At 66.8% G+C, this 24,024-nt stretch carries 21 protein-coding genes; all 21 read left to right on the top strand.

The window, feature by feature from the left end:
• The first annotated feature begins 369 nt into the window (after positions 1–369).
• The 21 genes from WP12_RS07590 to WP12_RS07490 all read left to right on the top strand — a co-directional run bounded on the left by WP12_RS07590 (position 370) and on the right by WP12_RS07490 (position 23,994).
• On the top strand, positions 370–969 hold the full coding sequence (locus WP12_RS07590; protein ID WP_235399031.1) for a division/cell wall cluster transcriptional repressor MraZ: 600 nt from the start codon (positions 370–372) through the stop codon (positions 967–969).
• The gene (gene rsmH, locus WP12_RS07585; protein ID WP_046193080.1) at positions 966–1,934 is read left to right on the top strand and encodes a 16S rRNA (cytosine(1402)-N(4))-methyltransferase RsmH; all 969 of its coding nucleotides are present in this window, start codon (positions 966–968) and stop codon (positions 1,932–1,934) included. The genes WP12_RS07590 and rsmH overlap by 4 nt, the downstream gene beginning before the upstream one ends.
• Entirely contained in the window at positions 1,931–2,557 is a 627-nt protein-coding gene (locus WP12_RS23400; protein WP_052730265.1) for a hypothetical protein, read from the top strand. The genes rsmH and WP12_RS23400 overlap by 4 nt, the downstream gene beginning before the upstream one ends.
• Complete coding sequence (locus WP12_RS07575) at positions 2,554–4,311, top strand: peptidoglycan D,D-transpeptidase FtsI family protein (protein ID WP_046193079.1); 1,758 nt, start codon at positions 2,554–2,556, stop codon at positions 4,309–4,311. The genes WP12_RS23400 and WP12_RS07575 overlap by 4 nt, the downstream gene beginning before the upstream one ends.
• Positions 4,298–5,725, top strand: a complete 1,428-nt coding sequence (locus WP12_RS07570; protein WP_046193078.1) for a UDP-N-acetylmuramoyl-L-alanyl-D-glutamate--2,6-diaminopimelate ligase — start codon at positions 4,298–4,300, stop codon at positions 5,723–5,725. The genes WP12_RS07575 and WP12_RS07570 overlap by 14 nt, the downstream gene beginning before the upstream one ends.
• Complete coding sequence (locus WP12_RS07565; protein WP_046193077.1) at positions 5,722–7,125, top strand: UDP-N-acetylmuramoyl-tripeptide--D-alanyl-D-alanine ligase; 1,404 nt, start codon at positions 5,722–5,724, stop codon at positions 7,123–7,125. Before WP12_RS07570 ends, WP12_RS07565 begins: the two co-directional genes overlap by 4 nt.
• A complete protein-coding gene (gene mraY / locus WP12_RS07560) occupies positions 7,113–8,183 on the top strand; it encodes a phospho-N-acetylmuramoyl-pentapeptide-transferase (RefSeq protein ID WP_046193076.1) in 1,071 nt (356 codons plus the stop codon). Before WP12_RS07565 ends, mraY begins: the two co-directional genes overlap by 13 nt.
• Positions 8,180–9,460 carry a UDP-N-acetylmuramoyl-L-alanine--D-glutamate ligase gene (murD, locus tag WP12_RS07555; protein WP_046193075.1) on the top strand — a complete coding sequence of 427 codons (1,281 nt, stop codon included), beginning with the start codon at positions 8,180–8,182 and terminating at the stop codon, positions 9,458–9,460. The genes mraY and murD overlap by 4 nt, the downstream gene beginning before the upstream one ends.
• Complete coding sequence (locus tag WP12_RS07550) at positions 9,457–10,674, top strand: FtsW/RodA/SpoVE family cell cycle protein (protein WP_084691019.1); 1,218 nt, start codon at positions 9,457–9,459, stop codon at positions 10,672–10,674. Before murD ends, WP12_RS07550 begins: the two co-directional genes overlap by 4 nt.
• The gene (gene murG, locus WP12_RS07545; RefSeq protein WP_046193074.1) at positions 10,671–11,831 is read left to right on the top strand and encodes an undecaprenyldiphospho-muramoylpentapeptide beta-N-acetylglucosaminyltransferase; all 1,161 of its coding nucleotides are present in this window, start codon (positions 10,671–10,673) and stop codon (positions 11,829–11,831) included. Before WP12_RS07550 ends, murG begins: the two co-directional genes overlap by 4 nt.
• Positions 11,828–13,249 carry a UDP-N-acetylmuramate--L-alanine ligase gene (gene murC, locus WP12_RS07540; protein ID WP_046193073.1) on the top strand — a complete coding sequence of 474 codons (1,422 nt, stop codon included), beginning with the start codon at positions 11,828–11,830 and terminating at the stop codon, positions 13,247–13,249. Before murG ends, murC begins: the two co-directional genes overlap by 4 nt.
• Positions 13,246–13,446, top strand: a complete 201-nt coding sequence (locus tag WP12_RS07535) for a hypothetical protein (protein ID WP_046193072.1) — start codon at positions 13,246–13,248, stop codon at positions 13,444–13,446. The genes murC and WP12_RS07535 overlap by 4 nt, the downstream gene beginning before the upstream one ends.
• Complete coding sequence (gene murB, locus WP12_RS07530) at positions 13,443–14,360, top strand: UDP-N-acetylmuramate dehydrogenase (RefSeq protein WP_200894474.1); 918 nt, start codon at positions 13,443–13,445, stop codon at positions 14,358–14,360. Before WP12_RS07535 ends, murB begins: the two co-directional genes overlap by 4 nt.
• On the top strand, positions 14,357–15,295 hold the full coding sequence (locus WP12_RS07525; RefSeq protein WP_046193071.1) for a D-alanine--D-alanine ligase: 939 nt from the start codon (positions 14,357–14,359) through the stop codon (positions 15,293–15,295). The genes murB and WP12_RS07525 overlap by 4 nt, the downstream gene beginning before the upstream one ends.
• Positions 15,292–16,206, top strand: coding sequence for a cell division protein FtsQ/DivIB (locus WP12_RS07520; RefSeq protein WP_046193070.1), 915 nt, complete (start codon positions 15,292–15,294; stop codon positions 16,204–16,206). The genes WP12_RS07525 and WP12_RS07520 overlap by 4 nt, the downstream gene beginning before the upstream one ends.
• Before the next feature lie 10 nt (positions 16,207–16,216).
• Positions 16,217–17,503, top strand: a complete 1,287-nt coding sequence (gene ftsA / locus WP12_RS07515; RefSeq protein WP_046193069.1) for a cell division protein FtsA — start codon at positions 16,217–16,219, stop codon at positions 17,501–17,503.
• 139 nt (positions 17,504–17,642) lie between these two features.
• On the top strand, positions 17,643–19,130 hold the full coding sequence (gene ftsZ, locus WP12_RS07510; RefSeq protein ID WP_046193068.1) for a cell division protein FtsZ: 1,488 nt from the start codon (positions 17,643–17,645) through the stop codon (positions 19,128–19,130).
• A 105-nt stretch (positions 19,131–19,235) separates the two neighbouring features.
• Entirely contained in the window at positions 19,236–20,639 is a 1,404-nt protein-coding gene (locus tag WP12_RS07505; protein ID WP_235399029.1) for an SPOR domain-containing protein, read from the top strand.
• A gap of 76 nt (positions 20,640–20,715) precedes the next feature.
• Positions 20,716–20,919 carry a hypothetical protein gene (locus tag WP12_RS07500; RefSeq protein ID WP_046193066.1) on the top strand — a complete coding sequence of 68 codons (204 nt, stop codon included), beginning with the start codon at positions 20,716–20,718 and terminating at the stop codon, positions 20,917–20,919.
• A gap of 67 nt (positions 20,920–20,986) precedes the next feature.
• Positions 20,987–22,150 carry a deoxyguanosinetriphosphate triphosphohydrolase gene (locus WP12_RS07495; RefSeq protein ID WP_046193065.1) on the top strand — a complete coding sequence of 388 codons (1,164 nt, stop codon included), beginning with the start codon at positions 20,987–20,989 and terminating at the stop codon, positions 22,148–22,150.
• Positions 22,150–23,994 (top strand): M20/M25/M40 family metallo-hydrolase, encoded by a 1,845-nt coding sequence (locus tag WP12_RS07490; RefSeq protein ID WP_046193064.1) that lies wholly within the window; start codon positions 22,150–22,152, stop codon positions 23,992–23,994. Before WP12_RS07495 ends, WP12_RS07490 begins: the two co-directional genes overlap by 1 nt.
• Positions 23,995–24,024: the final 30 nt, after the last annotated feature.

Here is a 24,024-nt window from a genome sequence, read left to right as displayed (position 1 = left end):
CCCGGCCCCGCCCCGGCGGCCCCCCCCGGCGACAAGGGCGCCCCGACCAGCGCCCCGACGCGCTGATCCCGCCTGCCCACCGGCAGCCTCACCATCCAGAGCCGTTGACGACTGCCATGAGCCAATAGCGGCTCTCGGTTCGGCCCTGACTTGTCGACATAGTTATCCACAGGACCTTTCCATCGTCAAAGGCCGGATTCCGGTCGCCTGTGGGCTGCCGTCTGATGGCAGGCCATCCCTTGGGATTCCATAGATCCACAGGCTGAACCGCATGAATCCATAAAATGGTATAAAAATGCTTTGAAAAACCACGCCGATACCGGTACATCCCGCATGGTGAAATGGGGTGGGAAGCATCGCTTGGCGTAAATGACGCCTCCTGCCGTCCGGACTGGACGGTTGGCCCCGGCGATCCTTCCCTCGCTCGAACGGGGTACGGCTGTGGCGGCGGGTGGTGCGGTCTTTAATGACGTTCATTTGAACGGCGTCGACCAGAAGGGTCGCGTTTCGCTGCCGGCTGCCTTCCGCCAGACCATCGAAATACGTTGCGGCGGCGGCAAGGTCGCCCAGGGCCTCGAGCGGGTCCTGCGCATGTCCAAGCATCCCACCCTGCCCTGCATCGAAGTGTCCGACGGCCGCCAGATCGCCGAACATGAGGAACAGATGGACGCGCACGCCGCGCGGATCGCCGCCGATACCGGCCGCATGCATGGCGACGTCCTCGAAGAGGAAGAGGCGAAGGCCTATCCGCTGATGAAGGACGTTAATTTCGACGCAGCAGGGCGGATGATCCTGCCCGAACGCTTGCGCATCAAGGCGAAGATCGACGGCGACGCTTTCTTCGTCGGCCGCGGCCGGCGCTTCCGCATCTGGAACCCCGAAATATTGCGCGCGACCGCAGGCGGCGAGACCGCCGACGTCCTTGAGGAAATGGAAGATCTGCTCGCGCGGCGGAAGGAGCGCGGATGATCGCTCCCGCCCCACATATCCCCGTTCTCCTCGACGAGGTGATCGCCGGCCTGGATCCCCAGGCGGGCGAGACCCATGTCGATGGCACCTTCGGCGCGGGGGGCTATACGCGCGCCATCCTGCGCACTGGCGCACGCGTGATCGCGTTCGACCGCGACCCCGACGCGATCACCGCTGGCCGCGCCTTCGAAGCCGAAAATGACGGCGCGCTGACCCTCGTGCAGGACCGCTTCTCGCGCATCGCCGAAGCACTGAGCGAGCGCGGCGTCGATCAGGTCGACGGCGTGACGCTCGACATCGGCGTTTCGTCGATGCAGCTCGACCAGGCCGAACGCGGCTTTTCCTTTCAGGCCGACGGACCGCTGGACATGCGGATGGAACAGGCCGGCATGAGCGCCGCCGACTTCCTCAACGAAGCCGACGAAGCCGAAATCGCCGAAGTGCTCCACGAATTGGGCGAAGAGCCCCGTGCGCGCCGCGTCGCCCGTGCGATAGTCGCCGCGCGGCCGATCACGCGGACCACCGAACTCGCCGATGTCGTGCGTCGCGCGCTCGGCCATCGTCCGCATGAGAAGAAGGACCCGTCGACCCGCACCTTCCAGGCGATCCGCATCCACCTGAATGCCGAGATCGACGAACTGGAACAGGGGCTCGCCGCTGCCGAACGGGTGCTGCGTCCCGGGGGGCGGCTCGCCGTCGTCTCCTTCCATTCGATCGAGGACCGTATCGTTAAGCGTTTCCTTCGTGAACGCAGCGGGGCGACCCCTGCCGGATCACGCCACCTTCCCGATGTGCGCGGCGGGGGGCCGCGCCCAAGCTTCGAGGCCGTCGCCAAGCCCGTTCGCGCGGGCGAAGCGGAGATCGCTCGAAACCCCCGGTCCCGCTCGGCGACATTGCGCGTCGCCCGGCGGACCGAGGCCTCCGCATGGGGCCTCACCGTACAAAAAGAAGGACGTCAGGGATGATCAACAGCCGCTTTCGAGAGGTGGTCTGGACGGGCGGCATCTGCGCCGCCGCGCTGGCCTTCTACATGGTCTCGCAGACCGTGGCGGCCAAGCGTGCCGAGCTGTCCGGCGTCGAACGCAAGATCGCCGCGACCAACCAGGAAATCCGCCAGCTGCGCACCGAGATTGATACGCGCGGCGGTCTCGCCCAGATCGAAAGCTGGAATGCCACGGTCTATGGCCTGCAGGCCCCCGGCGCCGAACAATTCGTGTCCAGCTCGATCAAGCTGGTGGCGCTGACCCAGCCGCTGCCCCGCATGCCGGCGCTGCCACTCGATCCCGCGATCGTCGCCAGCCATGGCGCGGTCAGCCAGGTCAGCCTCAACGTCATCGAGGATAGCGGCATGGGCGCACGCACGCCCAGACCCATCGCCGGGGCCGCGCCGCCGCCGGTGTCGCAACCCTCGCTGCGCCAGGCCAATTATGTCCAGGCCCGGCCGTCGGCACTGGCGCCCGCCGCGCCGTCACCTGTGCAGGAAGTGGCGCTGCGCAAGCCCGCCCGGGCTACCGCGCTGGGCGACGACTTCCTTGCCGATCTCGGCGACGAGGGATCCACCGGCCGCTCGCGCAAAGTGAAGCCATGAACGCGATCGCCGTCGGGCTCGCCCCGCCGCGCGACCGCGCCCTCGCAAAGATCAACGATACGACCCGGATCGCCCATTACCGGCTGATGATCCTGATGATGCTGTTCGCGCTGATGATCGGCGTGATCGGCCTTCGCCTGCTCTACCTCGCCATCTTCGACTCCCCCGATCGCTCGCCGGTCGTCAGCAGCGTCGTGCCACGCGCGGACATCACCGACCGCAACGGCGTGGTGCTGGCCGCGACGATCAAGGGGATCAGCCTTGCCATCCGTCCGCCGCGGATCATCGGCGACAAGGAGAAGCTCGCGGTCGAACTTGCCCGGCTCTTTCCCACGCGCCCGGTCGATTATTATCGCCGCGTCCTCAGCGGGCCGAAGAAGTTCGTCTATCTGGAACGCGGCGCCACCCCCGCCAAGATCCACGCCGTCCGCCTGCTCGGCGAACCGGCGATCGAGGAGGTCCCCGAGCCCAAGCGCTTTTATCCGCAGGGAACCATGGCCAGCCAGGCGATCGGCTATATGGATCTGGGCGGCGTGCCGGTCAGCGGCATGGAAGCCTTCCTCGCCAAGCGCCTGACCAGCCCTGCCAATGGCGGACAGCCGGTCGCGCTGTCGATCGACAGCCGCGTACAGGCGGCGATGGAAAACGCCCTGCGCAATCAGGTGATCAAGCATAGCGCGGTTGGCGGCGCGGGCATCGTCCTCGACGTCCACACCGGCGAGATAATGGCTATGGCGTCGCTGCCCGTGTTCAATTCGAACGCGCCGGGGCTCGTGCCGGTCGGCACCGATCCGCTGCGTCCCGATGCACGATATAACCGCGCGATCAGCTCGGTGTACGAGCTTGGCTCGACCTTCAAGATGATCACCTTCGCCAACGCGATCGAGCAGGGGGTGATCACCGATTTCGCCAAGCGCTACGATGCGACCGCGCCATTGCAGGTCGGCAGGTTCAAGATCAGCGACGACCATCCCGAGAACCGCTGGATGTCGATCCCCGACATCATGATCCATTCGAGCAACATCGGCACCGCCCGGATTGCCGACGAGCTGGGCCAGGCCCGCACCGAAGCCTTCTTCCGCAAGCTGGGCTTCGACCGGCAGGCAGAGCTGGAGCTGGGCGCGCGCGGCAAGCCGCTATGGCCGGGCTTCTGGGCGCGGACCACCACCATGACCACCGCCTATGGCCATGGCATCGCGGTCAGCCAGCTCCACCTCGCCAACGCTTATGCCGCGCTGGTCAATGGCGGCATCATGCGTCCGGCGACGATGCTCAAACGCAATGCTGGCAACGTGCCGCGGGGCCAGCGCGTTATCTCGGAGGAGACCAGCCGGCGGATGCGCCAGCTGATGCGCCTCGTCGTCTCCCACGGCACCGGCAAGACCGGCAATGTCCCCGGCCTGCGGATCGGCGGCAAGACCGGCACCGCGGAGAAGAACCTCAACGGCCGCTATATCCACAACAGCCTCGTCACCACCTTTGCCGGCGCCTTCCCGATGGACGCGCCGCGTTATGTCGTAATCGTGACGATGGACGAGCCGCAGGGCATCAAGGAGACCTACGGCTTCCGTACCGCCGCCTGGACCGCCTTGCCCGCCGTCAAGAACATCATCGCCCGGATCGGCCCGATGCTCGGGGTCATCCCCGACACGAGCAAGGACATCGACGTCTCCGACCTGCTCCCCTATATCTATGAGGAGCAGCAGGCGCAGAAAGAGAAGGCGAAAGAGGCAGCGGCGAATGCGGCTGATTGATCTCCTCCCCGGCGCCCCTGCGGAAGCGGGTGAAGAGCGCATCACCGGCTTCGCGATCGATCACCGCAAGGTTGCGCCCGGCACGGTGTTCGGCGCGTTCAAAGGCGCACGCTTCAACGGCGAGGATTTCATCGGCCAGGCGATCGCCGATGGCGCAGTCGCGGTCGTCTCCGCGCCCGGCGTAACGGTGCAAGGTTCGGTCCATATTGCCGACGCCGAGCCGCGCCGCGCCTTTGCCGGCCTCGCCGCCCGCTTCTTCGCGCCCTTTCCCGACACCACCGTCGCGGTCACCGGCACCAACGGTAAGACCTCGACCGTCGAGCTGACCCGCCAGCTGTGGCGGATGGCGGGCTTCCACGCCGCGTCGATCGGCACGCTGGGCGTTACCACCGCCGACGAGCAGGTCTCGACCGGACTGACCACGCCCGATATCGTCACCTTCCTGTCGAACATGGCTGGGCTGAACCGCGAGGGCGTGACCCATGCAGCGTTCGAGGCATCGAGCCACGGCCTGTCACAATATCGCACCGAGGGCCTACCGGTCCGTGCCGCCGCCTTCACCAATCTGAGCCGCGACCACCTCGATTATCACGGCACGATGGAAGATTATTTCGCAGCCAAGATGCGCCTGTTCACCGAAGTCGTCGATCAGGACGGCGTCGCGGTCGTGTGGGCGGATGATCCGAGATCGGCCGATGTGATGGCCGCAGTACGAACCCGTGGCGTCAAGTTGCTCAGCGTAGGCTATCAGGGCGAGACGATCCGCCTGCTCGATCGTACCCCGACCGCCCTCGGCCAGACCCTGACGATCGCGATCGGCGGCAAGACGCGTGACCTGAAGCTGCCGCTGATCGGCGCCTATCAGGCGGCGAATTCGCTGGTTGCCGCAGGCCTCGTCATCGCGACGGGGGGCGATGTCGACCTGACCCTTGCCAACCTTCAGCGCGTAGCCCCCGTGCGCGGGCGTCTCGAACGCGCGGCGATCACCAAGACCGGCGCGCCGGTCTATGTCGATTATGCCCACACCCCGGACGGCCTGGAAGCGGCGATCACCGCGCTGCGCCCGCACGCGACCGGCAAGCTGATCACCGTGCTCGGCGCGGGTGGCGACCGCGACACCGGCAAACGCCCATTGATGGGCGAGGTCGCGACGCGGCTATCCGACAGCGCCATCGTCACCGACGACAACCCCCGCAGCGAAGACCCCGCAGCGATCCGCCGCGACGTGATGGCGGGCGCGCCCGGCGCGACCGAAATTGGCGGACGCCGTGAAGCGATCGCCGCCGCCATCGCGGAAGCGCAGGCGGGCGACATCGTCCTGATCGCCGGCAAGGGCCATGAACAGGGCCAGATCATCGGCAACCGCGTCCTCCCCTTCGACGATGTCAGCGTCGCGCGCGAGTGCGCGGCATGAGCGCCCCGCTCTGGACCGCCTTCGACATCGCCGCCGCCACCGATGGCGAGGTCCATGGTGGCTTCTCCACGACCGGCGTCGCATTCGATTCGCGGGAGATCGGCGCGGGCGACCTGTTCGTTGCGCTGAAGGGTGAAACGACCGACGGCCATCGCTTCCTCGATAAAATATTCGATGCCGGCGCGGCGGGCGCGATCACCTCCGAGGCGTGTAACGGACCTCATGTCCGCGTCACCGATACCATGGCCGCACTCGAGGCGCTCGGCGTCGCCGCCCGCGCCCGGATGAACGGTAAGGTCATCGGCGTCACCGGGTCGGTCGGCAAGACCGGCACCAAGGAAGCGCTGTTCGCTTGCCTCGACCGCGCGATGCCAGGCGCGATCCACCGCTCGGTCAAGAGCTACAACAACCATACCGGGGTTCCGCTGAGCCTCGCCCGGATGCCCGCCGATACGAAGGTCGGCGTGTTCGAGATGGGAATGAACCATGCGGGCGAACTCGCGGCGCTCACCCGCCTCGTCCGCCCGCACGTCGCCATCGTCACTGCGATCGCGCCAGCACACAGCGCCTATTTCACCGGCGAGGAAGCGATCGCCGACGCCAAGGGCGAGATTTTCCAGGGCCTCGAGCCGGGCGGCACCGCGATCATTCCTTATGACAGCCCGCACCGCGACCGGCTTATCGCGGCCGCACAGCCTTATGCCGCCCGCATCCTGACCTTTGGCATGGAGCGCGGCGCCGACATCCATGCGCAGGACGTGATCCCGCTCGACAAGGGCACACTGGTCTCGCTGATCCTGCCAGATGCCGAGCTGACCTTCACCATCGCGCCGCCCGGCGACCATTGGGTGTCCAATGCCATGGCGGTGATCGCGGCGGTCTGGGCGGTCGGCGGCGATCTCGCCGCGGCCGGACTGGCTTTTGCCGAGATGCCCGGCCTGCCCGGGCGTGGCCAGCGCAGCACCGTGCCCGTGGGCAATGGCGAGGCGCTGATCATCGACGAGAGCTACAACGCCAACCCCGCATCGATGGCGGCGACGATCAAGGTGCTGGGCGAGCAGCGCGCCGAGCGGCGTATCGCCGTCCTTGGCGAGATGCGCGAGCTGGGGTCCAGTTCGGCCGCGTACCACGCCGATCTGATCGAGCCGCTCCGTAACGCGAAGGTCGATTTCGCTCTGCTCGTCGGATCGGAGATGACCGCGCTCGCAAACGCGCTTGAGGGACGGATCGATTTCGCGCATGTGCCCGACGCCGGCGCGGCGCTCGATTCGATCGGGAGCCTGATCGCGCCCGGCGATGCCATATTGATCAAGGGATCGAACGCGATCGGTTTGTCGCGCCTCGTCGAGCATCTGCGCACGGGGGCCGGGGCCGGCGAAAGGACGACATGCTCTACCTGATTGCCGAACAGCTCGGGTTTCCGGGTGTCCTGAATCTCATCCGCTACCTGACCTTCCGGGCCGGCGGGGCGGCGCTGACCGCCCTGTTCATCGGGCTTATCATCGGTCCCTGGTTCATCGGCTGGCTGCGCCTGCGTCAGGGCAAGGGCCAGCCGATCCGCGCCGATGGGCCGCAGACCCACCTCGCCAAGGTCGGCACCCCGACGATGGGCGGGCTGATGATCCTGATTGCGGTCATGCTGTCGATGCTGCTGTGGATGGACCTGAGCAACCGCTATGTCTGGGCGTGCATCGGGGTGACGCTGGGCTTCGGCCTGATCGGCTTCATGGACGATTATGACAAGGTCAAGAAGCGCAGCCATCACGGAGTCTCGGGCAAGGTGCGGCTGCTCTGCGAGTTCGTCATTGCTGGGCTGGCCAGCTGGCTGATTGTTTCCGGCAACGGCACCCAGCTTTACGTTCCCTTTTACAACGGACCGGTGATCGATCTCGGCCCCTTCTACATCGTTTTCGCGGCCTTCGTGATCGTCGCCTTCGGCAATGCGGTGAACCTGACTGACGGGCTCGACGGCCTCGCAATCATGCCCGTCGTGATCGCCAGCCTCGCCTTCTTCGTCATCGCCTATCTCGTCGGCAACAAGGTGTTCTCCAGCTATCTGGGGATTCCCCATGTGCCGGGCGCCGGCGACCTGACGATATTGACCGCGGCGATTATCGGCGGCGGGCTGGCCTTCCTCTGGTTCAATGCGCCCCCCGCCGCAGTCTTCATGGGCGACACCGGCAGCCTCGCGCTCGGCGGCGCGCTCGGCGTCATCTCGGTCGTCACCCATCATGAGATCGTGCTGGCAATCGTCGGCGGCCTGTTCGTGATGGAGACCGTCTCGGTCGTCCTCCAGGTCTTCTTCTACAAGCGCACCGGCCGCCGTATCTTCCGGATGGCCCCGATCCACCATCATTTCGAACAGCTCGGCTGGAGCGAGCCGACGGTTGTGATCCGCTTCTGGATCATCGCCTTCGTCCTCGCCCTCGCCGGCCTCGCGACGCTCAAGCTGCGGTGATCGCGAGCAGCGCCTTCACGGGGAAGACCTACGCCGTCCTCGGCCTGGCACGCTCGGGGCTGGCAACGGTCGAAGCGCTGCTCGCCTCCGGCGCGACGGTGACGGCGTGGGACAATCGCGAAGAGGCGCGCGCGCAGGTGGACGGCAAAGTGACCTTCGCGGACCCGCTGGAGATCGAACTGACCGGCTATGAGAGCGTCATCGTCTCGCCGGGCGTGCCGCTCAACAAGCACCCGATCGTCGTTCATGCCGCCCAATATGGCGTGCCCGTGATCGGCGATATCGAACTGTTCGCCCAGGCGCGCGCCGATCTCCCGGAGCATAAGGTCGTCGGGATCACCGGCACCAACGGCAAGTCGACCACGACCGCGCTCATCAAGCATATCATCGAGACCGCCGGCATCCCCACGCTGATGGGCGGCAATATCGGCCTCCCGATCATGGGGCGCGATCCGCTGCCCGAAGGTGGCGTCTATGTGCTCGAACTGTCGAGCTATCAGATCGACCTGACCTTCAGCCTCGACTGCGACGTCGCGGTGCTGACCAACATCACGCCTGACCATCTCGACCGCTATGATGGTTTTCAGGGCTATGCCGACAGCAAGGAGCGGCTGTTCGCGATGCAGTCGCCGGGGCACGAGGCGATCATCGCGATCGAGGACGCGCCGAGCCGCGCGATTGCCGGACGGCGGCGCAACGCAATCGGCGTCCGGTCGACCGAAGCCGAAGGACAACAGGACTGGCCCGCGCTGCAAGGCCCGCACAATGCCCAGAATGCGGTGATCGCGATTCAGGTCGCCCGAGCGCTGGAGGTTCCCGAGGGCGCGATCGACAAGGGCCTGCGCACCTATCCCGGCCTGCCTCACCGGATGGAGCGGATCGCCGAAAAGGACGGCGTCCTGTTCGTCAACGACAGCAAGGCGACCAACGCGACCGCGACCGCGCCAGCGCTCGGCGCCTATCCGAAGATTCACTGGATATTGGGCGGTCTGCCCAAGACCAACGATCTCGACGATTGCGCACCCTATTACAATCATGTCGTGGCCGCCTACACGATCGGTCAGGCGGGCCCGATGTACGCGCGCATCCTGAGCGAAGCGGGCAAAGCCGTCACCGAGAGCGGAACGCTGGACGATGCCGTCCGCGCCGCCGCCGCCGCCGCGAGGCCGGGCGAGGTGGTGATGCTGTCGCCGGCCTGCGCGTCTTTCGATCAATTCAGCGATTATGAGGCACGAGGCGACGCCTTCCGTCGCGCCGTCGAAGGGCTTTCGCTATGAACGTCGCCATGTCCTTCGATTCCGTCGCCTCACCCTCCTCCTCCCCGTTCAAACGGTCGCGCTTCGGGCGTGGCAAGCGGACCCCGTTTGCGCGCTGGTTCTGGGAAATCGATCGCGTTCTGCTGCTGCTCGTAACGATGCTGATCGGCATCGGGCTGATCGCGGTCGCCGCCGCGTCGCCCGCCGCCGGGGTCCGCTATTCGGGCAATGGCGTGACCGTCGCCGCCCGCCATTATTTCTGGATGCAGCTCGCCTGGACGGTCATCGCGGTGCCGGTGATGATCAGCGTGTCGGCGCTGCCGGTGAAGGTCGCGCGGCGGATGGCGCTGATCGGCGGCTGCATCTTTCTGGTCCTGCTCGCGCTGGTGCCGATCGTCGGCAGCACCGCCAACGGCGCGCAACGCTGGATCGGCGTCGGCTCGGCCAAGCTCCAGCCGTCCGAATTCCTGAAACCGCTGTTCGCGGTCGGGATGGCCTGGCTGTTCTCGCTGCGCGCGCGCAATCCCGGCCTGCCCTTCGCGCTGATCTCGGTGGTGCCGATCGCGCTGGTCGCCGGCCTGCTGATGAAACAGCCCGACTTCGGCCAGACGGTGATCTTCGTATCGGTGTGGGTCGTGCTGCTGATGCTGTCGGGCGCGTCGCTCAAGCTGCTCGGCCTGCTCGGCGCGGGCGGGCTCGCGGCGATCGTCTCGGCCTATCTCTTCTATTCGGTGGCGACCGAGCGCATCAACAAATTCCTCTTCAAGCAGGGCGACACCTATCAGGTCGACCGCGCCCATGCGACGCTGACCAATGGCGGCCTGCTGGGCACCGGTCCGGGCGCGGGCACCGAGAAGTTCACCCTGCCCGAACCGCATACCGATTATATTTTCTCGGTGATCGGCGAGGAGTTCGGGCTGATCGCGTGCATCGCCATCGCCTGCCTCTATCTGGCGATCATCGCCCGGGTATCGCTGCGGCTGCTGCGCGAAGAGAATGATTTCCTGCTGCTCGCCTCGGCCGGCCTCGTGTCGCAATTCGGGCTCCAGGCGCTGATCAACATGATGGTCAATGTCGGTCTCGCCCCGTCCAAGGGCATGACCCTGCCCTTCATCAGCTATGGCGGCTCGTCGATGATCGCGCTGTCGATCGGCTTCGGCCTGCTGCTCGCCTTTACTCGTGAGAACCCGCACCTGAAGGAACATAGCTATACGGTGCGGTGGAACGGCAGATGAGCATCGTTCGCCATTTTGCCCTCGCGGCAGGCGGTACCGGGGGCCATATGGTCCCCGCGCACGCATTGGCGGCCGAGCTGATGCGCCGGGGCCATCGCGTCGCGCTTGTCACCGATGAACGCGGCGCGCGCATCCCCGGCCTGTTCGACGGCGTCCAAACCCATATCATCCCGGCCGGACGGCTGGGCGGCGGCCCGCGTGAATGGCTGAAGGCGTGGCGCGACATCCGCGCCGGAACCGCAATGGCGCGCCAGCTCTATGCCACCTTCGAGCCCTCGGCGGTGATCGGCTTCGGCGGCTATCCCGCCCTGCCCGCGCTGCGCGCCGGCTTCAAGGCGAAGATCCCGACCGTGATCCACGAGCAAAATGCGGTGCTCGGCCGGGTCAACCGCCTCGTCGCGGGCCGTGTCGCGGCGATCGCGACCGCCTATCCCGAGGTCCGGCGGCTCAAGGAAAAGTTCGTCGAGAAGACCTTCCTCGTCGGCAATCCGGTGCGCGACATCGTCCGCGACATCCGCAATCAGCCTTTCCCCGACCTCGGCCCCGACAGCATCTTCCGCGTGCTGGTGACGGGCGGCAGTCAGGGTGCGTCGATCCTTTCGGATGTCGTACCCGATGGCCTCGCTCTCCTGCCGCAAGGCTTCCGCCGCCGCCTTCAGGTAACGCAGCAATGCCGGCCCGAAGACATCGAGGCGGTGCGCACCAAATATAAGGTGCTCGGCATCCCCGCTGATCTCGCCACCTATTTCACCGACCTGCCCGAACGGCTGGCCTGGGCGCATCTGGTGATCGCACGCGCGGGCGCATCGACGATCGCCGACATCAGCGTCGCCGGGCGGCCCGCCATATTGATCCCGCTCCCCTCCGCAGCCGACGACCACCAGACCGCCAACGCCCGCGAACTCGCCGCAGTGGGCGGCGCCCGCGCGATCCGCCAGGACAATTTCACGCCGCAGGAGTTGGCCAAGCAGATGCAGAAGCTGGCGCTCGATCCCAAGGCGCTGGTCAACGCGGCGAAGCGCGCCTACGGGGTCGGCCGGCCCAATGCGGCCGAAGACCTTGCCGACCTGGTCGAGCGGATCGGGCTCAACCCGGTCATGGAGCCGATCCCGGTCGAAAACCTCGAACTCCGTCCTCTGAAAGGCGCATTTGCATGAAGGGTGTCGCGACCGACATCGGCACGATCCATTTCATCGGGATCGGCGGCATCGGCATGTCCGGCATCGCCGAGGTGATGCACAATCTGGGCTATAAGGTGCAGGGTTCGGACGTGGCCGAGGGCTATGTGATCGAGGGCCTGCGCAAGCGCGGCATCCCGGTGATGATCGGCCACAAGGCCGAAAATCTGGGCGACGCGGCGGTGATCGTCACCTCGACCGCGATCAAGCGCGGCAATCCGGAAGTCGAGCTGGCGCTCGAAAAGCGCATCCCGGTCGTTCGCCGCGCCGAAATGCTGGCCGAGCTGATGCGGCTGAAGTCGACCGTCGCGATCGCGGGCACCCACGGCAAGACCACGACGACGTCGATGGTCGCTGCGATCCTCGATGCGGGCGGGGTTGACCCAACCGTTATCAACGGCGGCATCATCAACAGCTACGGCTCGAACGCCCGCCTCGGCGCATCCGACTGGATGGTGGTCGAAGCCGACGAGAGCGACGGCAGCTTCCTGCGCCTCGACGGCACGATCGCGGTCGTCACCAATATCGATCCCGAGCATCTCGATCACTACGGCTCGTTCGAGAAGGTGAAGGATTGCTTCGTCGAGTTCGTCGAAAACGTGCCATTTTACGGCGCGGCTTTGCTGTGCATCGACCATCCCGAGGTTCAGGCGATCATCCCCCGCGTCCGCGACCGCAAGGTCGTGACCTATGGCTTCTCGGCACAGGCAGACGTGCGCGGCGACAATGTCACCCCGATTCCCGGCGGCAACCGTTTTGACGTCGTTGTCCGCAACCGTGACGGCGCGACCCGCCGGATCGACGGCGTGACCCTGCCGATGCCCGGCCGCCACAATGTCCAGAATGCGCTCGCCGCGGTCGGCGTTGCGCTGGAAATGGGGATTTCGGACGAGATCATCGCCACCGGCTTCGCCAAGTTCGGGGGGGTGAAGCGGCGCTTCACCAAGGTTGGCGAGGTTGCAGCAGGTGACGGCGTCGCGACGATCATCGACGATTATGGCCACCACCCGGTCGAAATCCGCGCGGTGCTGGCAGCAGCGCGCGAGGGGGCGCGGGCGAAGGTGATCGCGGTCGTGCAGCCGCACCGCTACACCCGGCTGCGCGACCTGATGGTCGACTTCCAGACTGCGTTCAACGACGCCGACACCGTCTATGTCGCCCCCGTCTATCCGGCGGGCGAAGCGCCGATCGAAGGCGTCGATGCGGCGGCGCTGGTGGCGGGTCTCAAGCAGCGTGGACATCGTGCCGCTCAGGTCATTTCCGGACCCGAGGCGCTGGCCGCGACCCTTGCGGAGACGATCGGGCAGGACGACATGGTCATCTGCCTCGGTGCGGGTGACATCACCAAATGGGCGGCGGGGCTTTCAGAGGCGATAGCCAAGGAGAAAGCAGCATGACCGATTATTTCGCATCCTGGAAACTCCTCCAGGACCAGGCGCTTCACATGCACAAGACCGCCGTCGACGCGGCGTTCCGGGCAATGGGCAGCGGCGAGCAGTTCGACAATGCGGCCAAGGCCGCCAAGGAACTGGCCGACATGCAGGCCCAGGCCTGGGAGCAGTGGATGTCGATGTGGGGGCTCAACAAGAAATGAGCCCAGCCGCCAGCAGCCTGTCCTTGCCGTCCCTGCCGCCCGTGCGCGGCCGGCTGACGGCGGACGCGCCGCTGGCGCCGCTCGTCTGGTTCAAGAGCGGTGGCGCGGCCGAATGGCTGTTCGAGCCTGCCGATGTCGACGACCTGAGCGAATTCCTGGCCGCGCTCGATCCGGCGGTGCCGGTGATGGGCCTCGGCCTGGGCTCCAACCTGATCATACGCGACGGCGGGGTGCCCGGCGTGGTGATCCGCCTCGGCAAGGCCTTCGCGAAGGTCGAACGGCTCGACGCGATCACCCTGCGCTGCGGCGGCGGGACGAGCGGCATCCTCGCCTCCTCGACGGCACGCGACGCCGGCATCGGCGGGGTCGAATTCCTGCGCTCGATCCCCGGCACGGTCGGTGGCTTCGTCCGGATGAACGGCGGGGCCTATGGCCGCGAGGTCAAGGATGTGCTGGTCGAGGCGGACATCGTCCTGCGCTCGGGCGAGCGCCGGACGCTGGCGCTTGCCGATCTGGGCTACACCTATCGCCATAGCGCGCTGCCCGACGGCGCGATCGTGGTCGGTGCAACCCTTCGTGGCCATGAAGCCGATCCCGCGGCGATCGGCGCGGAGATGGACCGCATCGCCGCCGAACGCGAAGCGAGCCAGCCGCTGCGCAGCAAGACCGGCGGCTCGACCTTCAAGAACCCCGAAGGCCACAAAGCCTGGCAGCTCGTCGACCGGGCCGGCTGCCGCGGCCTGACCCGCGGCGACGCACAGGTCAGCGACAAACATTGTAATTTCCTGCTCAACCTCGGCGCGGCGAGCTCGGCCGACATAGAGGCGCTGGGCGAAGAGGTGCGGGACAAGGTGAAGGCGAAGTCGGGCGTGACATTGGAGTGGGAAATCCAGCGCGTAGGGGTGGCGGCATGACCCACGCTACTCTCCACGTCGCCGTGCTGATGGGCGGCTGGTCGTCCGAACGCGACGTGTCGCTGACCTCGGGCAATGGCGTCGCCGACGCGCTCGAAGGCCTGGGCCATCGCGTCACTCGCATCGACATGGACCGCGATGTCGCGCTGAAGCTGGCCCAGACAAGGCCCGATGTCGTGTTCAACGCCCTCCACGGCACCCCCGGCGAGGACGGCACGGTACAGGGGATGATGGACCTGATGGGGCTGACCTATACCCATTCGGGACTCTCCACATCGGTGATCGCGATCGACAAGGAGCTGACCAAGCAGCAGCTCGTCCCTCATGGCATCCGCATGCCGCAGGGGACGATCGTCAGCAGCGAAAGCCTCTATGCAGGCGACCCGATACCGCGTCCCTATGTGCTGAAACCGGTCAATGAGGGATCCTCGGTCGGCGTCGCGATCGTAAAAGAGCGTGACAATCACGGCACGCCGATTCATCGTGACGCGCATGGCCCCTGGCAGATCTTCGATACCCTGCTCGCCGAGCCCTTCATCCGGGGCCGCGAGCTGACCGTCGCGGTTCTTGGCGACCGCGCCCTGTGCGTGACCGAGCTGGTCCCCACCAGCGGCTTTTACGACTATGAGGCCAAATATACCGATGGCCTGACCACCCATATCTGCCCCGCCGACGTGCCCGCCGACATCGCCGAAGCCTGCATGACGATGGCGCTCGACGCGCACCGGCTGCTCGGTTGCAAGGGCACGTCGCGCTCCGATTTCCGCTGGGACGACGAACAGGGCGAGGCCGGGCTCTATCTGCTTGAGGTCAATACCCAGCCCGGGATGACGCCGCTCAGCCTCGTACCAGAACAGGCGCGGCAGGTGGGCATGAGCTATGCCGATCTCGTCCAGGCGATCATCGACGAAGCGATGGCGGAGAAGCAGTCATGACAGTGGCGCGCGCCCGTTCCGCGGACCGCCGGCCTCGCGTGAAAGCGCCCGCCGCGCGCCGCGCGCCCGCCAAGCGGCGTCCTTCGACGCTCGACAGCGCGATCGACCAGCTGCCGATCTCCCGCGAGACCCTGCGCCGCACGGGCAACTGGGTGCTGGGCGGCGGCGTCACCGTCGCCATCATCGCCGGGCTGATCGCGATGGGGATCCCCCAGATGATCGGCCTGCTGATCGCCGATGGCATCGGCAATGCCGGCTTCAAGGTCCGCAATGTCGAGATATTGAACCGCCAGCAGGTCGATCGCGACTTCGTCTACGACGTTGCCATGCGGCAACAGGCGAAACCGATGCCGCTGGTCGATCTCGACGGCACCCGCGCCGAGCTGATGAAGCTGGGCTGGATTTCCGACGCGCGCGTCTCGCGCCGCCTGCCCGATACGCTGGTGGTCGATATCGTCGAGCGCGTGCCGACCGCGATCTGGCAGTATCAGCACCGTCTGGCGCTGATCGACAAGGATGGCGTCGTGATCGGTCCCGTCGACGACCGTGTGATGCCCGACCTGCCCGTGGTCGTCGGCCCCGGCGCGAACCGCCGCGCCGGCCAGCTCGCCGCGCTGATGTCGACCGCGCCGTCGCTCAAGCCGCTGGTCACGGCTGCCAGCTGGCAGAGCGGCCGCCGCTGGGACATCATCTTCCAGTCGGGCGAGAAGCTGATGCTGCCCGAAGGCGACGACGAAGCCGCCAAGGCGCTCGCCTTCTTCGCGCTGGAGGATCGCCGCGCGGGGCTGCTGGGCAAGGGGCTGGTGTCGATCGACATGCGCGATCCGACCCGGATCGTCGCCCGCATGTCGCGGGAGCCGGGCAGCAAGATAGAAGCGCCTCCGGCGCTGAGTGCGAAGTCGGTGACATGAGGATGGACCGATGAGCTTGTGGGGAAAAGCCGTGGCATCACCGCAGTCGCGTAACGATGGTCTGATCACAGCCATCGATATCGGGTCGTCGAAGATTTCGGCGCTGATCGCCCGTGCCGACGAGGCCGGCGAACTCGAGGTGCTCGGCTCCGGCCAGCGCGAGAGCCGGGGTGTCCGCCGTGGCTATATCGCCGACATGGAGGCGACCGAGGCGGCGATCCGCGAAGCGGTCGAGCAGGCCGAGACGATCGCGCGGACCAATATCGACCATGTCTGGGTCAGCTTCTCGGCGGGCGGCCTGGTCAGCGACGTGGCGCAGGTCGAGGTCGACCTCGGCGGTGTGCAGATCGAGCAGAGCGACATCGACGAGCTGCTGCGTCAGGGCAGGCGCTCGCTCAATCCCGATGGCCGGATGGTGCTGCACGCCCAGCCCACACTCTACACGCTCGACGGGCTCAATGGGGTGAAGAACCCGCTTGGTCTCCATGCCGACAAGCTCGGCGTCGAGATCCACGTCATCGCGGCCGAGCCATCGCCGGTCCGCAACCTCGCCTTGTGCGTCCGCTCGGCGCATCTTGGCGTCCGCTCGATCGTCGCCTCGCCGATCGCCACCGGGGTGTCGTGCCTTACCGAGGAAGACCGCGAGATGGGCATCGCGCTGGTCGAGATGGGCGCGGGCGTCACCAATGTCTCGCTGTTCGCGGGCGGGCTGCTCGTCGGGCTGACCTCGCTCCCAATGGGTTGCGCCGACATCACCGACGATATCGCCTCGGCGTTCAACATCCGCCGCGCGCAGGCCGAGCGGCTGAAATGCGTCCACGGATCGGCGCAGAACAGCCCGCGCGACAATCATGAGATGCTTGAGATCGGCTCGCCCGAGGAAGTAGCCGATGGCGCCGAGCCGCCGCGCATCAGCCGTGCGCAGCTGATCCAGGTGATCCGCCTGCGGCTCGACCATTGGATGGACGCCGTCGCCAAGGCGCTGACCGAACTCGGCTATGTCGGCCCGGTGGGACGTCAGGTCGTGTTGACCGGCGGTGGCGCGGAGCTGCGCGGCATCGCCGATTATGCGCAGGGCGTGCTCGGCCGCAGCGTGCGGATCGGCCGGCCACGCCATATGAGGGGGTTGCCCGACGCGCATAGCGGACCCGGTTTCGCCACGCTGGTCGGCCTGGCGCAGGTCGCCGCGACGAACCCGGCGGATCTGCGCCCCTTCGCAGCGGAGCAGACGGTGCATCGCGCTCAGGCGAACGGACTGATGTCGCGTCTGATGACCGCTTTGAAGAGCGGTTACTGACCGTGCTTTGCCACGCCTCACCCCGGTTAACCTCGAAATCTGTGGATAGAGCAACTTTTCGCGTGATTCACCGAATCGCGTCTGGCAAGATTCACCTGATGACGTGCTTCAGCGGGCAGGGCCGCCAAGGAGAAAATCTATGACGATCGAGTTCATGCGGCCGCAGGTTGACGAGCTGAAACCCCGGATTGCCGTGATCGGCGTGGGCGGCGCGGGCGGAAACGCGGTCGCCAACATGATCGCCGCCGAAGTGCAGGGCGTCGACTTCATCGTCGCCAATACCGACGCGCAGGCGCTCAACGCCTCCCCTGCGGAGCGCCGGATCCAGCTCGGACTGAAGATCACCCAGGGCCTGGGCGCCGGAAGTCGTCCCGAAATAGGACGCGCCGCCGCCGAAGAGACCATGGAGATGGTCGAGAAGGCGCTCGACGGATCGCATATGTGCTTCATCGCGGCCGGCATGGGCGGCGGCACCGGAACCGGCGCCGCGCCGGTCATCGCCAAGGCGGCGCGTGACCGCGGCATTCTGACCGTCGGTGTCGTCACCAAGCCGTTCAGCTTCGAAGGCAATCGCCGCATGCGCTCGGCCGATGCCGGCATCGAGGAGCTCCAGAAGCACGTCGACACCCTGATCGTCATCCCTAACCAGAACCTGTTCCTGATCGCCAACCCGAACACGACCTTCAAGGAAGCGTTCCAGATGGCCGACCAGGTGCTGCAGCAGGGCGTGCGCGGCATCACCGACCTGATGGTCATGCCGGGCCTGATCAACCTCGACTTCGCCGACGTCCGTTCGGTGATGAGCGAGATGGGCAAGGCGATGATGGGCACCGGCGAAGCGAGCGGCGACAACCGCGCGATCGAAGCCGCCGAGAAGGCGATCGCTAACCCGCTGCTCGATGGCGTCAGCCTGAACGGCGCCAAGGGCGTCATCGTCTCGATCACCGGCGGCGAGGATATGCGCCTGTTGGAGGTCGACGAGGCCGCGAACCACATCCGCCAGCTGGTCGATCAGGACGCGAACATCATCTGGGGTTCGGCGTTCAACAACGAGCTGGAAGGCAAGATCCGCGTGTCGGTGGTCGCCACCGGCATCGAGGTCGACGCCGCGACGATGCCCGAGCCCGCCAAGAGCTTCAGCTTCCCGCCGCGCACCCCGGTGCGCGACGACAAGCCGTCGGTCGTGGTGCCGCAAGCGCCTGCGCCCGAAGCAATCGAAGCCTCCGAAGCAGTTGCGGCGCCGCTGACCGCGCCGACGATCGAGCCCAGCGTCGAGGTTCCGGCTGAGGAGCGCATCGTCCTCGAAGCGCCCGAAGCTCCGGCCGAGCCGCTCGAGCTGACCAATTTGTTCAACGATGAGCTGCTGCTTCAGCCCGAGGCGGCGATGCCGACCCCGGCTGCTGAGACGCCCGAAGCCGGCGCCGGCGGCGACGACGACGCCCAAGGCAGCCGCCGCTGGGTCGCCGATGCCGAGCCGGCGCGCCGTCCGTCCACTGCGGGCGCGACCCTGTTCGAGCGTATGTCCAACATCGCCCGTGGCGCTGCCAAGGCGCAGGTCGAGCCTGAAGACGGTGCGGCGGACTCCGCCGATATCCCGCGCTTCCTGAATCGTCAGAGCAACCAGTAACGATCAGGCCCGGCCGCCGAACAGCGCGGCCGGGCCTCGTCTTACCGTTCGGGCGATATTCATCTCTTGCGGACGACACAGCAAATGTCTGTAAGCGATGTGCCTATGAAATTATTCCACTGCGTCAGCGCCCTCGCGCTGCTTACCACGAGCCTCTTGGCTATGCCCGCCGCTGCCCAGATGGATGGTCAGCTCGGCGAGGAGCCGCTGATTCTCGATCCAATGACGTCGGCGCGCGATGCGATGGCGCGCGGCGACCCCGCCGAGGCGCTTGCCCGTTATCTGCGCGTGCTGGCGCGCGATCCCGGCGATCTCGATGCGCTGGCTGGCGCGGGTTCGGCGGCGCTGGCGGTCGGCGATGCCGACGCAGCGATCAATTTCTACGTCCGTGCCGAGAAGATTTCGCCACGCGACGGACGCGTGAAGGCCGGGCTGGGCTCGGCGCTGGTCCAGAAGGAACAGCCCCGCGCCGCGTTGCGCCTGTTCAACAATGCCACCGATCTGGGCGTCGCGCCTTATGAGGTCGCGCTCGACCGGGGCCTTGCCTATGATCTGCGCGGCGACAATCGCAAGGCGCAGGGCGAATATACGCTATTGTTGCGCAACCGTCCCAACGAGGCGGAAGCGACCCGCCGTCTGGCGCTGTCGCTGGCGATGAGCGGCGACCGGGCTGGAGCGTTGACCATCCTCGATCCGCTGCTCCGCAAACGCGACATCCCGGCATGGCGCGCGCGCGCCTTTGTCCTGGCGATGACCGGCGACACGGCCGGCGCGCAGGCCGCCGCCTATGCGGTGCTACCGCGCTATCAGGCCGATGCTCTCAAGCCCTTCCTTGAAAGGCTGCCCTCGCTCAAGGCCGCCGAAAAGGCCGCAGCGGTTCATTTCGGCCATTTCCCCGAGGACAAGGTTCCGCTCGAAATGGCGGCGTCGAGCCCGGTCGCATCGGTCAAGGCCGCGCCGGCCCCCAATATCGCGAAGCCGCCAGCCGCCAAGCCGGTGTTCGACAGCACCGGTCGGCTGGTGATGAAGACGGTCGAGGCCCCGACCGCCAAGGCCGGCTCGGTGGCGCCGAACAGCGATGCGCGCGGCGATGGCGCGACGAGCGAGGCCGAGCAGCGCGCCAGCGATGCCCGCAGCCTCGCCGAGGACCGCCGCGCCGCCCAGAAGAAAGCTGCCGCCGAAAAGGCAGCCGCCGAGAAGAAGGCCAAGGCCAAGGAAGACGCCAAAGCTAAGCAGGGCAATCCGTCGCGCCATTGGGTGCAGATCGCCAGCGGCGCCTACAAGCCCGACCTCGATAAGGAGTGGGACAAGCAGAAGTCGCGCTTCGGCAAGCAACTCGCCGGAAAGACGGCGTGGACGACACCCTACAGGTCGACCAACCGGCTGATGATCGGCCCCTTCCCGAGCGCCGACGCGGCGCAGGATTATGTCAACGAGGCCCGTGCGGCGGGCTTCAGCTGCTTCCCGGTGACGACATCGGCCGGGCAGAAGGTCGAGCGGGTCAACTGACGCTTTATTAATATCTATTTGTCATGTTAGCCTCGACGCGGGGGTTGGTATGCGGACAGGATTATATATCGGATTGATGGGACTGCTCGCGGCGCCCGCGGGGGCTTCGACGGGACGGGTGGAGACATCGCTGCCCAGCGCGCATCCGGTCGATTGGCTCTATCCCGAAATACCGGTCGATGACCACAGCTGGCGCGGGCTATTGCCCGTGATCCTGCTCGACACCGAGGCGGTCGCGGAAAGGCCCGCATCGGAAAGCGCGAAGAACGAACGCAAGTAGAAGCGGCTCCCACGCACAGGATTTTACGCCCTCGACTTCACAATCGCGCTCGGCCATCACGGCGCCGATGCCGACGCTCGCCCCTTATGCCACCGATCCCGCCCGCAGCCGCGGCCGGTTCCATGATCTGGGCGGCGGCGAGACGCGCGGCCCGCGTGACGATTTTCAGCGCGACCGCGACCGGATCATCCATTCGATCAGTTTCCGGCGGCTGCGGCACAAGACGCAGGTGTTCGTCGCCCCCGATGGCGATCATTATCGCGTCCGCCTCACCCACAGCCTGGAAGTCGCGCAGATCGGCCGCACGATCGCCCGCGCACTCGGCCTCAACGAGGACCTGACCGAGGCGCTCTGCCTCGCGCATGACATCGGCCATCCGCCCTTCGGCCATGCCGGCGAGGATGCGTTGCAGGCGGCGATGGCCGATGTCGGCGGCTTCGATCATAACGCCCATACTTTGCGGATGCTGACGCGGCTCGACTCCCCCTATCCAGTGCATGATGGGCTCAATCTGAGCTGGGAAACACTCGAAGGGCTCGCCAAGCATAATGGCCCGGTCACGCGCCGGACATGGGCGATGGCGGAGGTCGATGCCGAATGGCCCCTCGACCTCGAAAGCTGGGCTGGGCCCGAGGCACAGGTCGCCGCGCTCGCCGACGACATTGCCTACGACAATCACGACATCGACGATGGCGTGCGCGCAGGCCTGCTCAGCCTCGATCAGGTGCTCGACGACCCGTTGGTGAAGTCGAACTGGGACAAGGTCCGCGCTCGCTATCCCGATGTTCCCACATCGCGCCTGCTCGGCGAACTGGTTCGCGAGCAGATCGGCTGCATGGTCAACGACCTCCTGACCGAAAGCCGCCGCCGCCTCGCTGAGGCCGCGCCCGGATCGGTCGAGGAAGTCCGGGCGGCGGGCCGCCCGCTTATCGGTTTCTCCGATGCGATGGCTGCGCGCGAAAAGGCGCTGACCCGTTTCATGTACGCCAACCTCTACCATCATCCGCAACAGATCGAGACCGCCGAACGCATGGCCGTGATCGTCGCCGGGCTCGCCGAGCTCTATAAGCGCGATCCAGCACGGATGCCCGAGAACTGGCGTGCAAGCTTACCCGCCGGAGAGCCCGGACTTACCCGTCACATCGGTGATTTTATCGCTGGAATGACCGATCGTTACGCCCTGTCCCGCTATCGGGACCTCATCGGCCCCATATCGATCGAAGGCTTCTGATGCATCGGACGATCGCACTCGTCGCCGCCCTGGCCGCCGCTCTGATCTGGACGATCTTGGCGATCCAGCCTCCCGCGGCGCGCGGCGTCGACGCCCCCGCGACCGCCTTCTCCGCCGTGCGCGCCTTCGCCGATATCGAGGCACTGGGCGGCAGGCCCCGTCCAGTCGGATCGCCCGGCAATGCGCAGGGCGTCGCTCATCTGTTGGGACGCCTCCATGCGCTGGGCGCCGAGGTTTCGGAGCAGCGCACGCCGCTCGATGCCAAGACGCTGAAGGCGCTGGGCAAGTGGAGCGGTCGCGCGGAGAAAGATATCACCGTCCGCAACCTGATCGGGGTGATCGCGGGCCGCGACCGTACCAGGCCGGCGGTGTTGCTGATGGCGCATCACGACAGCGTCTGGGGTTCGCCGGGCGCGGCCGACGACGCGATGGGCGTCGCCGCCGCCATCGAGGTCGCCCGCGCAATACGCGCAAAGGGCCTGCCCGAGCGCGACCTGATCCTGCTGTTCACCGACAGCGAGGAACTGGGCCTGAACGGAGCCGAAGCCTTTTTCGGCAAGCGCCCCCACCCGCTCGCGGCGCGTATCGGCGTGATCATCAACATGGAGGCGCGCGGCGCGGGCGGCCGCGCCAATATGTTCGAGACCGGATCCGGCAACGGCGCGATGATGCGCCTCTACGCCGATCGCGTGGCTCGCCCGGCGACCAATTCGCTGTCGGTGCTGATCTACGATCTCATGCCCAATTATACCGACTATACGATCGCCAAGAAGAAGGGCGTGCCGGGCTTCAACCTGGCGACACTCGATCGCGCCTATGCCTATCACTCGCCGATGTCGGTTCCGGCGGCGGTCGATCCGGCATCGGTGCAGGACATGGGCGATCAGGCGCTGGCGCTCGCCTCCGCGCTCGCCTTCGCCCCGGAACTGCCCAGGCGGTCCGACAACGCGGCATTCGCCGACCTGATGGGCCGGGTAACGATCGCTTATCCGGCATGGGCCGGATGGCTCTTGCTACTTGCCACGGCCACGCTGCTCGGCGCAGCGCTGTGGCGCACCCGCCCCACCCCGCGGTCGATCGGCAATGGCATGATTGTCGTAGTCGCGCTCCTGCTGCATGGCGCGCTGTTGCTGACCACGCTCAATGCGCTGTCGGGCAGCGGCGGCGCGAACTATTATGACCGGCTTGCCGCCCTGCCCCGGCTCGAAGCGATCGCCGCACTGGGCGTCGTGGCGCTACTGACGCTGCTCGCGCTGTTCCGTCGGCAGGAGGCACGCCTGCTTGCAGTCGCGCCGGCGATGGCGCTGATGTGGGCCGGCCTGCTCTCCGGCGGGCCGCTGGCCGTGCTGGTCGCGCTCGCGGCGCTGGCGATGATCGCCGCCTGGTTCCTGCCGACCGCGCAGGACGACCGGGGCATGGGCGCGGCGCTGCTGCTGCTCGGCGCCGCAACGCTGCTCCAGGCCTGGCAGCCCACCGCCGGGCCGCTGCTGCAATGGCCGCTGATCCTGGCAAGCATCGCGATCGGGGCGCGGGCGACCCTAGCCGGGGCCGCCGGACTTGCCGTCAGTGCGATTTGCGCCGCGGTTGGCATTGGTCATCTGCTCGCGCAGGCGCATTTCATCTTCCTTGGCATCGGCGCGGAAATGCCCGCCGTGACGATCGTCCTGCTGTTCGCGGCGCTGCCGCTGCTGCTCCCGCTCTGGCCGGACCGCATACCGCGCTGGATAGCCGGAGTCGCGCTCTCGGCGGCGCTGGCGCTGACGCTATGGGTCCGGCTCGATCCAGTCGCGCCGTCGATCCCGGTCTACAGCAAGGCAGAGGGCGGGAGCAAAACTAGGGACTGACCTTTGGGGAACGATCCGCTAAGCGCTTCC

The organism is Sphingomonas sp. SRS2 (assembly GCF_000971055.1).
Taxonomy (GTDB): Bacteria; Pseudomonadota; Alphaproteobacteria; order Sphingomonadales; family Sphingomonadaceae; genus Rhizorhabdus.
The sequence above is the reverse complement of the archived record's forward strand: the minus strand, read 5'-3'. Positions and strand labels throughout refer to the sequence as shown.

Bases quoted from the DNA above. Each gene is read 5' to 3' on its own strand.
- WP12_RS07590 (WP_235399031.1), top strand. From the start codon at position 370: ATGACGCCTCCTGCCGTCCGGACTGGACGGTTGGCCCCGGCGATCCTT.
- rsmH (WP_046193080.1), top strand. From the start codon at position 966: ATGATCGCTCCCGCCCCACATATCCCCGTTCTCCTCGACGAGGTGATC.
- WP12_RS23400 (WP_052730265.1), top strand. From the start codon at position 1,931: ATGATCAACAGCCGCTTTCGAGAGGTGGTCTGGACGGGCGGCATCTGC.
- WP12_RS07575 (WP_046193079.1), top strand. From the start codon at position 2,554: ATGAACGCGATCGCCGTCGGGCTCGCCCCGCCGCGCGACCGCGCCCTC.
- WP12_RS07570 (WP_046193078.1), top strand. From the start codon at position 4,298: ATGCGGCTGATTGATCTCCTCCCCGGCGCCCCTGCGGAAGCGGGTGAA.
- WP12_RS07565 (WP_046193077.1), top strand. From the start codon at position 5,722: ATGAGCGCCCCGCTCTGGACCGCCTTCGACATCGCCGCCGCCACCGAT.
- mraY (WP_046193076.1), top strand. From the start codon at position 7,113: ATGCTCTACCTGATTGCCGAACAGCTCGGGTTTCCGGGTGTCCTGAAT.
- WP12_RS07550 (WP_084691019.1), top strand. From the start codon at position 9,457: ATGAACGTCGCCATGTCCTTCGATTCCGTCGCCTCACCCTCCTCCTCC.
- murG (WP_046193074.1), top strand. From the start codon at position 10,671: ATGAGCATCGTTCGCCATTTTGCCCTCGCGGCAGGCGGTACCGGGGGC.
- murC (WP_046193073.1), top strand. From the start codon at position 11,828: ATGAAGGGTGTCGCGACCGACATCGGCACGATCCATTTCATCGGGATC.
- WP12_RS07535 (WP_046193072.1), top strand. From the start codon at position 13,246: ATGACCGATTATTTCGCATCCTGGAAACTCCTCCAGGACCAGGCGCTT.
- murB (WP_200894474.1), top strand. From the start codon at position 13,443: ATGAGCCCAGCCGCCAGCAGCCTGTCCTTGCCGTCCCTGCCGCCCGTG.
- WP12_RS07525 (WP_046193071.1), top strand. From the start codon at position 14,357: ATGACCCACGCTACTCTCCACGTCGCCGTGCTGATGGGCGGCTGGTCG.
- WP12_RS07520 (WP_046193070.1), top strand. From the start codon at position 15,292: ATGACAGTGGCGCGCGCCCGTTCCGCGGACCGCCGGCCTCGCGTGAAA.
- ftsA (WP_046193069.1), top strand. From the start codon at position 16,217: ATGAGCTTGTGGGGAAAAGCCGTGGCATCACCGCAGTCGCGTAACGAT.
- ftsZ (WP_046193068.1), top strand. From the start codon at position 17,643: ATGACGATCGAGTTCATGCGGCCGCAGGTTGACGAGCTGAAACCCCGG.
- WP12_RS07505 (WP_235399029.1), top strand. From the start codon at position 19,236: ATGAAATTATTCCACTGCGTCAGCGCCCTCGCGCTGCTTACCACGAGC.
- WP12_RS07500 (WP_046193066.1), top strand. From the start codon at position 20,716: ATGGGACTGCTCGCGGCGCCCGCGGGGGCTTCGACGGGACGGGTGGAG.
- WP12_RS07495 (WP_046193065.1), top strand. From the start codon at position 20,987: ATGCCGACGCTCGCCCCTTATGCCACCGATCCCGCCCGCAGCCGCGGC.
- WP12_RS07490 (WP_046193064.1), top strand. From the start codon at position 22,150: ATGCATCGGACGATCGCACTCGTCGCCGCCCTGGCCGCCGCTCTGATC.